Source organism: Candidatus Nomurabacteria bacterium (assembly GCA_023898465.1).
Taxonomy (GTDB): domain Bacteria; phylum Patescibacteriota; class Patescibacteriia; order HK-STAS-PATE-3; family HK-STAS-PATE-3; genus HK-STAS-PATE-3.
The window spans coordinates 379,926-394,052 of sequence record CP060223.1 but is presented as its reverse complement, the minus strand read 5'-3'; the positions used below and the strand labels follow the sequence as shown (position 1 = coordinate 394,052).

Sequence of the window (14,127 nt, the reverse complement as noted above, 5' to 3'; positions counted from 1 at the left end):
AAGTGCAACGTGCCAGAACGCGCAACATCTATAAATCTACATAAGAAGGGTAAGCAAAAGAGACGGTGGCCTAAGGTCCTCGGGATTGTTTTAGGCAGTCTTATCATCATCATCGCTATTCTAGGTGCTTTCTCGTATCCATCTGCTGTGAAGGTTGCTCGAGCTGCCAAGGACGGTCAAAACGCGCTTCTCAATGCCCAGGAACATTTTGAGGCACAGGATTTTTCTGCTGCCACGATTTCCTTAAACGATGCGATTGGAAAGTTTGAAGAAGCGGATAGCGCTCTGCGAGGGCTAGCCTGGCTTCGCGTTTTGCCATATGCTGCACGTCAATACACAGCAGCCGATCATCTGATTCAAGCCGCAATCACCAGCAGTCAAGCAATTCATGAAATTGCAGATTTTGCGAATACTACGATTGTTCCATTTCAAAACGCTTCTGGGCAATTAAGCTTAAAGAGTTTAACACCGCAAGATAAGCGAGTGCTTTTAGGTAAACTACATGACGCTGATCCTGTCCTACGTGATGCTGAAACCAAAATTACGCAATCAGTGGAGGAGTTTAACAAGGTGCCGAAGACGGGCTTAGTTGGCCCACTACAAAGCGCAATTGACCCCATTAGCGAAAAGCTTCCTTTGGTGCAGAGCGCGGTGGCTCAGTTTTCATCTCTAGCGCGCACTATTCCAGTTTTAGCCGGCTATCCTGATAAGCAAACCTACTTATTCTTGCTGCAGAATAATACTGAACTCCGTCCAACCGGTGGATTTATCGGCACCTATGGCGTCTTAAAGGTTGATGCTGGCGAAATTGAGACTTTTACCACAGATAACATTTATAATCTCGACGTTCCAGCTGAAAAGTTCCTGGATATTGACCCACCCGAGCCGCTGCAAAAATATTTACGAAGTACGCAATGGTTTTTACGAGACTCTAACTGGTCACCACATTTTCCACGAGCTGCTGAGCAAGCCCTCTGGTTTTATGAGCAAGAACGCGGTCCAGTAAAATCCTTTGATGGAGTAATCGCGGTTACTCCAAGTTTTATTGAGTCATTGATCGAACTAACCGGCAGTATAACTGTTCAAAATATCGAATTTACACGTGACAACTTCGTTGACACATTACAGTACCAAGTTGAACAGGGATATTATCAACAAGGTATAGACGAATTAGCACGTAAAGAAATCATCGGCGAGATGTCACAAATCCTCATGGATCGTCTTTTAGCGCTCCCTCAATCGGATTGGAATAGACTTTGGTCAACCTTCCTAGAAAATGTTGAGGAAAAGCAAATTCTGCTCTATCTCAAGGATCCTGAACTGCAGGCGATTATTCAGGACGAAAACTGGGGTGGAGAAGTAAAGGAAACAGAAGATGACTACCTGTATGTTGTTGATGCAAACATGGCTTCGCTTAAGAGTGACCCGGGAGTAAAGAGAACTATTAGCTACTCAGTTGAAATGGTTGATGGTGAGGCTATTGCTACGCTTAACGTGCACTACCGCAACGAGGGGACAATTACCTGGAAGTCTACCCGCTATAGAACCTACACTCGCATCTACGTCCCGCTTGGCAGTGAGCTCATTAGTGCAGAGGGTTTCCTGACCAACGATAAAATTCAGAATGGTAAAGCAACTGAACCCACTCTTGACGAAGACTTAGGCAAAACAGTTATTCAAGGCTTCACTTCGATTGAGCCACTTGAAGAAGGGGACTTACACATCCAATATCGTCTACCAAAAGCTATTACAGATACTCTAAAGAAGGGTGACTATCAGCTTGATGTGCAGAAGCAGCCAGGCACAGAGCCACATAGCTTAGAAATACGTATCCACCCTGGATATAAGTCGCACACCATTACACCACTCGAGTATCTGCAAAGTGAAAACGATGGCGTATATTTAAGCGGTCCATTATCACACGACCTGACCTTCATCCTGGAGAAATAGCATGGCTTTTTTCTTGAAACGATTGGGGATTGATCTTGGTACCACGTCAACGCTCGTCCATGTGCCCGGGCGTGGTATTGTGATTAATGAACCGTCTGTGGTGGCAGTCTCATTGATGGACAAGAAGGTGCTCGCAGTGGGTGATGAAGCAAAGGAAATGTTAGGAAGAACCCCTGACACTATTGTGGCATATCGACCACTTCGCGATGGAGTAATTGCCGACTATCGCACGACTGAAGCAATGCTGCGGTATTTTATTAATAAAGCTTCTGGCGGTGTCCGCTTTTTCCGCCCTGAAGTTATGATTGCTGTACCGGCCGGCATTACCTCAACTGAACGAAGAGCTGTGGTCGACGCAACCTTAGCCGCTGGAGCAAAGGCCGCGTATATTATCAAAGAGCCTATTGCAGCGGCTATTGGTGCAAATATCCCGATCGGATCTGCCTCTGGGCACATGATTATCGATATTGGCGGTGGTACCTCAGAAATTGCTGTCATTTCCCTGGGTGGTATTGTGGCAAATACCTCAGTGCGCATTGGAGGAAACAAATTAGATGCCGCAATTCAGGAATACATACGCAAAAAATATGGCCTAGCAATTGGCGAGCAAACAGCCGAGCAAGTCAAAATAATGATCGGGTCTGCTTTACCAATGGATGAGAAATTGGCTCTAGAAGTTCGCGGACGCGATATTATTAGCGGTCTACCAAAAACCATTACCGTGCTGTCTGACGATGTGACTGAGGCAATTCAAGATGAGCTGGCTGGGATTATCCAAGCAGTCAAATCAGTGCTCCAGGAAACTCCTCCTGAGCTCTCTGCCGACGTCATTGATAAAGGCATGGTACTTAGTGGCGGATCCTCACAGCTACGCAACATTGATCGACTCATGTCTCAAGCTACCGGTGTGCCAGCCTATGTGGCTGATGATACCCGTCTCTGTGTTGCTCGCGGCACCGGAGTTGCTCTAGAAAACCTCGAATCCTACAAGCGCAGCATTTTAATGACAAAGTAAATGCGAATCGGTATTGATGCATCTCGCGCCAATACGCTCCACCGTACCGGCACAGAATGGTACTCGTTTTTTGTTATCAAGGAGTTACTTGAGCAAGATACAAAAAATAGCTACGTACTGTATGTGAAGGAGCCCCTAGTTGCTGATATGCACTATCTGGCTGAAAAAGCTGAGATACGAGTGCTAAAATGGCCGCCAAAATTTCTTTGGAATCTCTTCCGGCTATCTTGGGAAATGTTTTGGAATAAACCTGAGATACTTTTTGTACCTGCTCATACAATTCCGTTTATCCATCCCAAAAAACTTATCACGACTATTCATGACGTGGGATTTGAACGCTTTCCAGAACTTTATGCGCAGCATCCCATTGGGCCAAAAAGAGGAGTATTGCGCTACCTCTTTAGTTTTTTTGTGCGACTTTTCTCACTAGGACGCTACGGAAACAACGAGCTAGATTATCACCGCTTTAGTGTCCGCATGGCGTTACAACATGGAGGCGAGATCCTGACCGTTTCGAATTTCTCCCGCGATGAAATTTGCCACTTTTTTCCTTTTCCTAAAGAGCGCATTCGGGTTATTCATAATGGCTTACACCCTGATTACGCAAAGACTTATTCAGAAGAAGAGATTGCGCAAACGCGTCACACATATGCGCTTCCTGAATCATATGTATTTTTTATTGGGCGTTGGGAAAAGAAAAAAAACATAGATGGACTTTTGCGCGGTTTTGCACAATTTCAAAAAGAAAACAAAGATCAGCATCTTGTCTTGATTGGCAAGCCGGGTACGGGCTTTGACGAAGCCTGGGCTGCACTTGATGAAGAAACGCGGAAACAAATCTTTTTACTTGAGCGAGTACACGAGGAAGTTCCGCAAATTATGGCTGGAGCCCGCATGCTCCTTTTCCCAAGTAAATACGAAGGCTTTGGATTACCGGTTTTAGAGGCCATGGCGCTCGGCGTGCCAGTGATATGCTCAAAATTTGCGTCTTTGCCTGAAGTGGCTGGCAATGCAGCTTACTATTTGAGAGATGATACACCAGAGAGCATCGCCCAGGCACTAAAGGATGTGAATGGTTCAAGCGAGCTGCGCGAACAATTGCGTGAAAAGGGGTTCCAACAAGTAAAAGGCTTTAGCTGGCAAAAAACAGGTCAACAAATACGAGACCTAATTGAGCAAATGTAGCTTGCGAAAAAGCCCCTGATATGGTAGAGTCGATTCGCTTTGATGAAGAAAAAAACTCCTAAGCGGGCGCAAAAAAACGCCAACTGGTCATTCCCGCACTTTATAGGGAACGAGCAGGTTTGTCAGTATTTGCAAAATGTCCAGCAGTCAGGCTCCTTACATCACGCCTACCTTTTTACCGGACCCGCTCAAGTAGGCAAAACCACGCTAGCTCAAATCTTTGCCCATCATATCCTTAACGATATGGAGGCTACGCTACCATGGCCAATCGTAAGCTCAACAGAATTAAGTTCCCACACTGACTTTGTTGGATTTTCTGCTGCTGAGTTTTCAGGTGTTGAAGATGTACGAAAAATAGTGCAAGCAGCACAACAAAGTCCCTTACGAGCAAAACACCGTGTTGTACTCATGAGTGATATAGATGCACTTTCTGAATCGGCTATGAATGCATTACTCAAGGCATTTGAGGATGCGCCGCCAAAAACACTTTTTCTCTGCACTAGCTCACACCCACAGCTCCTCCTTAGCACGCTTCGATCTCGCTGTCAGCAAATTCCTTTGCAGGGAAGTAAAGATGCTCAACTTGAAGAACATTTACTTGAACATTTCTCTGAGAAGAAGCGCACGCGTGATATTGTCGCTTTAGCAGAAGGTCGTCCTGGACTACTTACCGACTGGGTAAATGACAGTGAGGCACTAGATGCAGCTGAACAACTGCTCGAGAATATTCGCCAACTACGCACTCAGTCGCTTCATGAAAAACACCAATTTGTTACGACTCTTTTCAAGGGCGTGAAAGAATTCTCTGAAAAGCAAGAGATTGCTGCACGATTTCTCCACTATCTCGTACTCGACGAAAAAAATCGACTCTTTCAAAAAGACCAGACTGGACAAAAACTTCAGGCACATCGAGTGAAACATGTGCGCAAAGCGCTTCAGGGTCAAAAACTATTACGACAAAACACTCAAGCAGCACTTTTACTCGAGGATTTACTTCTCACCTATGTCTAAATCTCTACTACGCACCACACTTCTCTCTATTGGATTACTTTCCATTATTGCACTCACTGGACAGAGTTGCACAATTTTTGGACCCTCAAAACAAGCAGACGGTGGAGCTTTTCGTAGCGATGATCAGGGTCAAACTTGGGAGCAAAAAGCCATCATCGGCACGGTTGATAAAAAGCTGGTCACCATTGAGAAAGCGAATGGCGGCATATTTGTCTTTCACCCATCTGACCCAGACACCATTTACTATGGCACCCGTGGAAACGGTCTTTATCGAACTGAAGATGCAGGCGAGCGCTGGCAGGTAACTGGACGCCAAGATGGTAACGTTATTGCCTTAGCAATCGACCCGGAGGAGCCGGAAGTCCTCTATGCTGGCTACGGACCTCATATTGAAAAAAGCTTTGACGGTGGAATTACCTGGGATCGCGTGTATACAGAATCACGTGAGCAGCTTGTTATTACCAGCATTGTTATTGAACCAAATAATGCCGATCACATCTACGCCAGCAACACGGGTGGAGTGATTCTTGAAAGTCTCGATCGTGGTCAGACCTGGCACGTGCTTCACATTTTCCAAAGCGCAGTTAATCAGCTCTACATGCATCCAAATGATGCAACAATACTCATGGCTATTGTGGATAAGAAGTATCTACAACGTTCCGGCGATGCAGGATTAACCTGGACTCCTTTGCAAGAAAACCTAATGCAATTTAACGGTGCAAATGTGGTAAACGCATTAGCATTCGACACACAACAAGCATCACGCATATATATCGCTACCAACTATGGCCTGCTTCGTTCAAATGACCTTGGTAGTAATTGGGAGGCAATGCAAACTTTGGTGCCTAATAACACACTGGTGATACGTACTGTGCATGTTGACCCGCGCAACTCAAATAATATTTTCTTCACAACAGAAAATAAATTGCATATCAGCAAAGACGCCGGAGCTACTTGGGAAGTAGTTACTATTCCCACCAGTCGACTTGTCACGGTATATGCGATTCATCCTCAACGTCCAGATCAACACTTTATTGGTACACTTTTTGTAGAGAAATAATATGTCCGACACCTATACAGAAAAATTTCAAAAAGCACTTGATTTCTATAAATCGCAATTAGCAACATTGCGAACCGGCCGAGCAAATCCGGCCCTAGTGGAAAATCTAAAAGTTGAAGCTTACGGTTCAAATATGCCTCTGCAGCAATTGGCAAATATTTCCGCGCCTGAGCCTCGTTTAATAGTCATCCAACCCTGGGATGCTTCAATGGTCCAGGAAATTGAAAAGGCCATTAAGGCTTCACCGCTTGGGCTACAACCTAGCCTCGATGGCACAACTATTCGCTTACCATTACCTGAATTAACTGAAGAGCGTCGTAAAGAGCTGTTGAAAGTTGTGGTGCAGTTTGAAGAAGAGGCAAAGGTGGCAATGAAAAAAACCCGCGAAGAAGTATTGCGAACTTGGCGTGATCAAGGAAAAGAGGGTTCACTCTCAGAAGACATTGTTGAACGGCAGGAAAAAGAGCTGCAAGAATCACTGCAAAAATTTCACACGCAATTACGCGACTTAGCCAAAGCAAAAGAAGAAGAAATAATGACTGTATAAGCTATGTTACTTACCCTCATCGTATTTATCGTCGTATTTAGTGTAGTCGTCTTTGTTCATGAATTTGGACACTTCAGCGCTGCTCGTAAACTAGGTGTAAAGGTTGAGGAATTTGGTTTTGGTTTCCCGCCTCGCATTGCCGGAATCCGACGTGGCGATACTATTTATTCGATTAACTGGATACCATTTGGTGGCTTCGTACGCTTAAAAGGGGAGTCTGGCGAAAATGTCGATCCTGATAGCTTCGTAGCCCAAGCACCTTGGAAACGCGTCGTCATCCTCTCGGCGGGCGTACTCATGAACGTAATTACTGCGGCGGTATTACTCAGTATAGCCTTTGGGATTGGTATTCCATCCGCTTTAGATCAAGACCAGCTCGCATCAGGTGGTCAGGTTTCTGATCATAAGCTACAGATTGTGACGGTAGTCGAAGGATCACCAGCCGAAAAAGCTGGCTTAGCTGTGAATGACGTTATTGAAAAAATTAACGGTCAGGAAATACGCACGGTGAGCGATCTCCAGGCCGCCACCTCACAAGAACCTATTGAAGCGCTCGAACTGCAGTATTCGCATGAAAATGAAAGTAAAACACTCACGGTAACTCCTGAGATCGCCGAGGGTGATACGACGCCGAAGATTGGTGTAGCGGCCGCCGAAACCGGTCTCGTACGCTACCCATGGTATCAAGCACTTTGGTTGGGTCCTTGGTATACGCTACAGCTGCTCTGGCTAATTATCGTATCGCTTTTTGAGCTCTTTAAGCTCCTATTTACTCAGGGAATGGTTTCACCTGACGTGGCAGGCCCGATTGGTATCGCTGTTGTGACTGGGCAGGTAGCTAAACTTGGTTTCGTCTATGTCCTTCAGTTCACTGCGGTGCTATCGCTTAGCTTAGCAGTGATGAATATTCTTCCAATTCCAGCTTTAGACGGTGGAAGAGTTTTCTTTGTTCTTCTCGAAAAAGTGCGTGGCAAAGCAGTCAGTCCAAAAGTTGAGGGTCTAGTGCATACGATAGGTTTTTATGCCCTCATTCTTTTTATTCTAGTTATTAGCATTCAAGACATTAATCGTTTTAACATCGGAGATCGCGTCCGTGATTTCTTCCAAAGCTTCGGTTCCTAACCTTGTTCGACAGTCTCAACTCTTTGGCACCACATTACGTGAAGCGCCAAGAGGCGAGGAAAGTATTAATGCCCGCTTGCTAGAGCAGGGAGCTTTTATTCGCAAGCACATGGCTGGAGCATATAGCTATCTTCCGCTTGGTTTGCGTGTGCTTCGGAAGATTGAAACCATCATCCGAGAAGAGATGAATGCGGTTGATGGACAAGAAGTGCTCATGCCGGCCCTTCAACCAAAAGAGCTGTGGGATAAAACTGGTCGATGGGAAGGACTGAAACCTGTCATGTATCAGTTCCTCGATCATTCTGAAAAGCACGTAGGCCTAGGTGTAACACACGAGGAAGTCATTGCTGAACTCGCTCGGCAATTTGTAAAATCATATAAGGATTTACCTGTTGCGCTGTATCAGATTCAAACAAAGTTTCGTCACGAAGCTCGACCAAAGTCTGGTTTGAATCGTGGCAGGGAATTTAGCATGAAGGATCTCTATAGCTTGCATACCAGTGAAGATGATATGAATGCATACTATGAGAGAGTGAAAACTGCTTATCTCAATGTGTTTACCCGATGTGGCCTGGATGCAAAAATTGTTGAAGCATCCGGCGGTGACTTTACTAAAGAATACTCACACGAGTTCCAGGTGCTCACCGAAGCAGGTGAAGATCATATATTTTACTGCCCTAATTGTACTTTTGCGCAAAATAAAGAAATCGCAAAGGTAAAAGAGGGTAATCCTTGTCCAAATAATCCAGAGGATCGCATCCAGATTAGCCGAGCTATTGAGGTAGGTAATATTTTCAAGCTTGGCACAAAATACAGCGATGGCATCGGAGCTCATTTCGTGAATGAGGAAGGTAAAAAGATGCCTATTATCATGGCTTCCTATGGTATTGGCGTTTCGCGTTTAATTGGGACCATTGTTGAAGTACACAATGATGAAAAAGGTATTCGCTGGCCCTTGTCCGTAGCACCTTTTGACTTCCACGTTGTGCAATTAGGCAATACACCAGAGATTAACTCTGCAACGGAAACCCTCATTACCTTACTTCTCAATGCAGGTAAAACTGTCCTCTATGATGACCGCAATGCATCGGCCGGCGAGAAGTTAAATGATTCGGATCTGCTGGGGATACCATATCGATTACTCGTTTCAGCAAAGACAGGTGACAAGGTCGAGGTAAAAAAACGTGATGAGAAAGACAGTCAACTTCTCTCGCCACAGGACATCTTGCACACCTTGAGTGGGGAGAAAGGATAAGCATGCTCAATAGAATCTTTGGTCGTTTTTCCCGCGACATGGGAATCGATCTCGGCACCTCAAATACGCTTGTGTACGTACGAGACAAGGGAATTGTCATCAACGAACCTTCGGTAGTTGCCATCAACACCCGCACCGATCAAATTCTTGCTGTAGGTGATGAGGCGCGTAAAATGGTAGGAAAAACACCTGGGCACATTGTAGCTACTCGGCCTCTGGTTGACGGTGTAATTTCCGACTTCGAAGTTACTGAAAAAATGTTAAAGCACTTTATCCAAAAAGTGCACCGAGAAAACTCTGGGCTTTTACCGCGCCCACGCGTAGTTATTGGCATTCCGCTCGGTGTAACAGAAGTGGAGCGTAAAGCAGTTGAAGACGCCACTCTCTCAGCTGGCGCACGTGAAGTGTATCTTATTGAAGAACCAATGGCGGCAGCGATTGGATCACGACTGCCTATACAAGACCCTTCGGGAAATATGGTCGTCGATATTGGCGGTGGAACTACGGAGATTGCAGTCATTGCGCTAGGTGGTGTGGTGGCTTGGAAATCTCTGCGTATAGCCGGCGACGAACTAAATGAGAACATCATTAATTACGCCCGCGATCATTTTAATCTGCTTCTCGGTGAACGAACTGCTGAGGATATTAAAATTGCCATTGGCGCAGCAAATGAGAAGGTGGAAGAGCGAGAAACAAAAATGCGGGGACGCGACTTGATTAGTGGATTACCTCGCGAGGTCACTGTAAGTAGTCAACATATTTTAGAAGCTACTCAACGCTCTGTGCGTATGATTATCGATGCAATTAAAACTACGATTGAAAGTACTCCGCCTGAGTTAGTAGCTGATATTTACGAGCGAGGTATTATCCTCTCTGGTGGCGGCGCCTTACTCCGAGGCTTAGATCAATCAATTCAACGAGAGGCACGCATTCCAGTTCATATTGCCGATGACCCACTTACTACGGTAGTACGTGGGACCGGTATAGTTTTGGAAGATCTTGATGCGCTACGTAAAGTACTCGTGCTCTCAACCCAAGACGAAAACGTCTTAATTAAGTAGTATGTCACAGCGTCGTCTCTCAGCCAGAAGTTTTACGCTACTTTTTCTGGTAGCTATTCTTCTTTTGGTAGTGCTTGATGCTTTTGGTTTTGGTAAACCTTTTCGATCTTTAACCTCGGCTATTATTAATCCGATTCAAGAAGCAAGCGCCTCTATGGCGGCTGGTATTCAATCCTGGTTCCAACCAAAAGGCGTAACAGGGGACCTCCAGTTCCAGGTGGCCCAGCTCGAAGAAGAGCGGAATTCCTTGTTGGTAGAAAATGCAGAGCTGCGTTCTTTGCTCCGTGACCAAGCCAGCGCAAATGAACAATCACAGTTACTAAGCACTAAAAACCTACGTTTCCAGGTCACGCGCGTTATTGGTCGCAGTTTAGACCCTAGTGCACAAATTATTATTATTAACCGTGGGCAATCTTCCGGTGTATTTGTTGGTCAAGTTGTTGTAGTGGAGGACGGCATTGTGATCGGTCGTGTTTCTTCTACAACAAGTAACACTGCTCAAGTCCTCTTGGTGACTGACCGACGCAGTAAAATATCAGTAGAAGTACAGAATGAGTTTAACTCTCCTGGAATTGTAATCGGTGAAAGGGGACTCGCACTTCGGCTTACCACTGTGCCGCAAGATGAACCAATCGAGTTTGGACAAAGCATCGTAACCGCTGGACTAGAAGCCGGAGTCCCTCGTGGATTACTGATTGGTACGGTTGGCGATGTCAGCTCAACTGCCACGAATCTATTTCAAAGTGCCAGCATACGCTACCCAGTTTCACTTGATCGGCTACAATTAGTATCAGTAGTCCAAGGACCAAGCACAGATGAAGAATAGTCTCATAGTCATAATTGCGCTTGGGTTGGTCGTTTTTTCCTTAAGCGCACAACCTTATCTACCCAGCTGGCTACACCCACTGCAACTCTGGCTTGTTTTTCCTTTAGTATTACTCACCGTATCAGTTCGACACTCGCTCTCGGTTGCCCTAATCACCGGCTGGATGCTCAGCGTCTATTTTTATAGCGCCTTTCCTGCTCAATATATCATTATTATTCCAGCTAGTTGCACTATGAGCTTTTTGCTCACCAACTCCTGGCGAACTCACCGAATCTGGCTACTGGTGCTGACTTGCACGCTTATTGGTAGTATTGCTTATATACTTTTGACCTATGGGGTCTTTTTCAGCTACAGTTTATTAACCCAAAGCAATGTAACTGATGTTTTTGCACCTTCCGCGTGGTCATATTTGCTGCTTGGTATCGCGGAAAATGTATTTTTCGCCCTGGTCAGTTATCGCTTTATCCAAATGCTTTGGCCAGATCGTATGCAAGCACGTAACCCCTTAACTGGTACACATGCCTTCACTACGTAGCAACCCTTTCATTGACTCAGTCGGACCGTCCCGCGTATACGGTCGAGTAAACCGTTCCTCACCAAACGCTTTTTCAGTGGATGAGGTAATTCAAGGTGGTCAGGAATCTGGAGTGCCGAACTCGGTGACCCAAAGATATTTTCGTATACTTTTCCTTTTTGTCGGGGTGCTTATTTCTCTGCTGACCATCCGCACTTTTAGTCTCCAGGTAGTTCAAGGTGCCGAGCGTCTTGATCAGGCGGAAAACAATCGCATCCGCACTGAGCGTATACCAGCTATGCGAGGACTTATTTTGGATCGTAATGGCGAACAGCTTGTAAAAAACGTGCCGAGCTTTAGTGTGGTGATGATTCCAATTGATCTGCCTGAAAAAGAAGATGAGCGCAATGCGCTCCTTGCACATATTGGGAAGATGCTGGAAATACCTTTTGAGGATATTAGCTCGAAATTAACCGATGAAACGCTCTATAGCAGACTGCCGATTGAAATTGCTGAACGTGTGCCATATACCCAAGCTGCTCAACTTATCACTGAAGACTATCTTTATCCAGGTATTGAGGTTGAAACTATAGCAGCCAGAGAATACGATCATGCGAATTCCACCTCGCACATACTCGGCTATGTAGGTAAAATTAGCGATCAGGAACTGGAGGAGGATCCCAGCTATAGTCGACTCGACTACACAGGGAAAACCGGTCTAGAAAAATACTACGAGGATGAACTGCGTGGTCGTCATGGCTATCGACAAGTTGAACGGGATCATCTCAATCGCGAGAAGCGTTTAATAGCCAGCCAAGACCCAAGTCCCGGAAAAACACTTCGTACATCAATTGATATTGGTTTGCAAAATCGACTGCAAGACGCCCTAAATGAAAGTGTCGATAAAAATAACGCCAGTGGCGGTGCGGCAGTAGCTTTGGATCCGCGCACGGGAAACGTACTCGCAATGGTGAGCTCGCCTGGCTTTGACGCTAATGCCTTTAGTCAGGGGATAAGCGTTGACGCCTATAGCCAACTTATTAACGACCCTAAAACACCTCTACTTAATCGCGCAATCTCGGGCGAGTACCCATCTGGCTCAACTATTAAGCCAGTTATTGCAGCAGCAGCCTTAGAGGAGGGAATAGTTACACCGCAAACGATTATTCAAAGCTCTGGTGGCATTCGTATTGATAAATGGTATTTCCCAGACTGGAAAGCTGGTGGTCACGGTCCAACAAACTTAGCAAAGGCGATTGCCGACTCAGTGAATACCTATTTTTACACCATTGGTGGTGGTGATGGCGATATTGACGGCTTAGGAATCGACCGACTCAATGAGTACACCAAACGCTTTGGTTTCGACCAAAGACTTGGGATTGATCTGCCAAATGAAGCTGATGGATTTTTACCAACCCCGGAATGGAAAGAAGAGGTGAAGGATGAACCATGGTATATTGGCGACACCTATCACTATGCCATTGGTCAGGGTGATGTGCTTGTCACGCCACTGCAAATTGCAAACGCGACTGCGGCAATTGCAAATGGCGGCACGCTTTATCGACCCCAGATTGCCATGGATTGGCTGGACGCGGAAGGTAATCTTCTCTCTCACATTAACCCTGAGGTGCTGCGGCAAAATGTAGTAAGCGCCTCATCTCTAAAAGCTGTCAGAGAGGGAATGCGTCTTGTCGTTACTAGTGGTAGCGCAGTACGTCTCAATAGTATGCCGGTTGCAATTGCTGCTAAGACCGGTACTGCTCAGTTCTCCTCAACTACCAATGCAACACACGCTTGGTTTACCTCATTTGCCCCATATGAAAATCCTGAGATCGTCATCACGGTAATGGTGGAAAAGGGCGGCGAAGGTCATGCAGCCGCTCTGCCGGTTGCCCAAGCTGGATATGAGGAATATTTCGCTAATATTGAGGCTTCGCAGTAGACTATTGACATAGCAGGAGTGTTCAAGTAGTATATCCGCAGTCAATTAAAACGGATGGCTTCATGCCTTTGGCATCGCCGCAATCCGAACTTCTGTTTCGACTTTTTCCCGTAAGATAGTATATGACACAAGAAAAATTCCTCACTCCTACAGGATTAAAAAAAATCCAGGATGAACTTGAGCAGCTGAAAAATGTTCGCCGCAAAGAGGTGGCAAATCGCATCCAAGAAGCAAAAGAGCTTGGTGATTTATCAGAGAACGCAGAATATACCGAGGCTAAAAACGAACAGGCTTTTATTGAGGGTCGCATCAATGAACTTGAAATGATTCTCAAACAAGCAAAGGTCATCGCTCAAACCAAAGGCGGGGACATCGTTTCAATTGGCTCAACTATCACTGTGCAGCATTCAGATGGCAACAAGCACATCTACACGATTGTGGGCTCAAATGAGGCTGATCCAGTTGAGGGTAAAATTTCCCATGAATCTCCTCTTGGTCAGGCTTTCCTAGGCCGCAAGACTAAGGATAAGGTAACTATTGTAGTACCAAAGGGCACTACCGAGGTTACTATTCTGGAAATCGAATAATATCACGCTCACCATTGCCGAAGCACTGCCTGGCGTGATACACTCCAGGCGA

13 protein-coding genes are annotated in these 14,127 nt (G+C 45.7%); all 13 read left to right on the top strand.

From position 1 onward, the window contains the following. Window positions 1–9 precede the first annotated feature (9 nt). The 13 genes from H6760_01885 (at window position 10) to greA (ending at window position 14,075) form a co-directional block, all read left to right on the top strand. The gene (locus H6760_01885; GenBank protein USN53898.1) at window positions 10–1,950 is read left to right on the top strand and encodes a DUF4012 domain-containing protein; all 1,941 of its coding nucleotides are present in this window, start codon (window positions 10–12) and stop codon (window positions 1,948–1,950) included. A gap of 1 nt (window position 1,951) precedes the next feature. Beyond that, the gene (locus H6760_01880) at window positions 1,952–2,965 is read left to right on the top strand and encodes a rod shape-determining protein (GenBank protein ID USN53897.1); all 1,014 of its coding nucleotides are present in this window, start codon (window positions 1,952–1,954) and stop codon (window positions 2,963–2,965) included. Further along, window positions 2,966–4,150: a glycosyltransferase family 4 protein gene (locus H6760_01875; GenBank protein USN53896.1), complete on the top strand. Its 1,185-nt coding sequence runs from the start codon at window positions 2,966–2,968 to the stop codon at window positions 4,148–4,150. Window positions 4,151–4,192: 42 nt separating this feature from the next. Further along, window positions 4,193–5,161: an AAA family ATPase gene (locus H6760_01870; GenBank protein ID USN53895.1), complete on the top strand. Its 969-nt coding sequence runs from the start codon at window positions 4,193–4,195 to the stop codon at window positions 5,159–5,161. Next, window positions 5,154–6,221, top strand: coding sequence for a hypothetical protein (locus H6760_01865; GenBank protein USN53894.1), 1,068 nt, complete (start codon window positions 5,154–5,156; stop codon window positions 6,219–6,221). Before H6760_01870 ends, H6760_01865 begins: the two co-directional genes overlap by 8 nt. 1 nt (window position 6,222) lies before the next feature. After that, window positions 6,223–6,768 carry a ribosome recycling factor gene (gene frr / locus H6760_01860; GenBank protein ID USN53893.1) on the top strand — a complete coding sequence of 182 codons (546 nt, stop codon included), beginning with the start codon at window positions 6,223–6,225 and terminating at the stop codon, window positions 6,766–6,768. A 3-nt stretch (window positions 6,769–6,771) separates the two neighbouring features. Then, on the top strand, window positions 6,772–7,890 hold the full coding sequence (locus H6760_01855; GenBank protein ID USN53892.1) for a site-2 protease family protein: 1,119 nt from the start codon (window positions 6,772–6,774) through the stop codon (window positions 7,888–7,890). Beyond that, window positions 7,865–9,145, top strand: a complete 1,281-nt coding sequence (locus H6760_01850; protein ID USN54054.1) for a hypothetical protein — start codon at window positions 7,865–7,867, stop codon at window positions 9,143–9,145. The genes H6760_01855 and H6760_01850 overlap by 26 nt, the downstream gene beginning before the upstream one ends. A 2-nt stretch (window positions 9,146–9,147) precedes the next feature. Then, complete coding sequence (locus tag H6760_01845) at window positions 9,148–10,206, top strand: rod shape-determining protein (protein USN53891.1); 1,059 nt, start codon at window positions 9,148–9,150, stop codon at window positions 10,204–10,206. 1 nt (window position 10,207) lies between these two features. Next, window positions 10,208–11,032 carry a rod shape-determining protein MreC gene (gene mreC, locus H6760_01840; protein ID USN53890.1) on the top strand — a complete coding sequence of 275 codons (825 nt, stop codon included), beginning with the start codon at window positions 10,208–10,210 and terminating at the stop codon, window positions 11,030–11,032. Beyond that, window positions 11,022–11,567: a hypothetical protein gene (locus tag H6760_01835; GenBank protein ID USN53889.1), complete on the top strand. Its 546-nt coding sequence runs from the start codon at window positions 11,022–11,024 to the stop codon at window positions 11,565–11,567. Before mreC ends, H6760_01835 begins: the two co-directional genes overlap by 11 nt. Next, window positions 11,551–13,488, top strand: a complete 1,938-nt coding sequence (gene mrdA, locus H6760_01830) for a penicillin-binding protein 2 (protein ID USN53888.1) — start codon at window positions 11,551–11,553, stop codon at window positions 13,486–13,488. Before H6760_01835 ends, mrdA begins: the two co-directional genes overlap by 17 nt. A gap of 122 nt (window positions 13,489–13,610) precedes the next feature. After that, complete coding sequence (greA, locus tag H6760_01825; protein USN53887.1) at window positions 13,611–14,075, top strand: transcription elongation factor GreA; 465 nt, start codon at window positions 13,611–13,613, stop codon at window positions 14,073–14,075. The last annotated feature ends 52 nt before the right edge of the window (window positions 14,076–14,127 follow it).

Excerpts from the sequence above, each read along its gene's own strand:
- H6760_01880 (USN53897.1), top strand. The coding sequence starts at position 1,952 with ATGGCTTTTTTCTTGAAACGATTGGGGATTGATCTTGGTACCACGTCA.
- H6760_01875 (USN53896.1), top strand. The coding sequence starts at position 2,966 with ATGCGAATCGGTATTGATGCATCTCGCGCCAATACGCTCCACCGTACC.
- H6760_01870 (USN53895.1), top strand. The coding sequence starts at position 4,193 with ATGAAGAAAAAAACTCCTAAGCGGGCGCAAAAAAACGCCAACTGGTCA.
- H6760_01865 (USN53894.1), top strand. The coding sequence starts at position 5,154 with ATGTCTAAATCTCTACTACGCACCACACTTCTCTCTATTGGATTACTT.
- frr (USN53893.1), top strand. The coding sequence starts at position 6,223 with ATGTCCGACACCTATACAGAAAAATTTCAAAAAGCACTTGATTTCTAT.
- H6760_01855 (USN53892.1), top strand. The coding sequence starts at position 6,772 with ATGTTACTTACCCTCATCGTATTTATCGTCGTATTTAGTGTAGTCGTC.
- H6760_01845 (USN53891.1), top strand. The coding sequence starts at position 9,148 with ATGCTCAATAGAATCTTTGGTCGTTTTTCCCGCGACATGGGAATCGAT.
- mreC (USN53890.1), top strand. The coding sequence starts at position 10,208 with ATGTCACAGCGTCGTCTCTCAGCCAGAAGTTTTACGCTACTTTTTCTG.
- H6760_01835 (USN53889.1), top strand. The coding sequence starts at position 11,022 with ATGAAGAATAGTCTCATAGTCATAATTGCGCTTGGGTTGGTCGTTTTT.
- mrdA (USN53888.1), top strand. The coding sequence starts at position 11,551 with ATGCCTTCACTACGTAGCAACCCTTTCATTGACTCAGTCGGACCGTCC.
- greA (USN53887.1), top strand. The coding sequence starts at position 13,611 with ATGACACAAGAAAAATTCCTCACTCCTACAGGATTAAAAAAAATCCAG.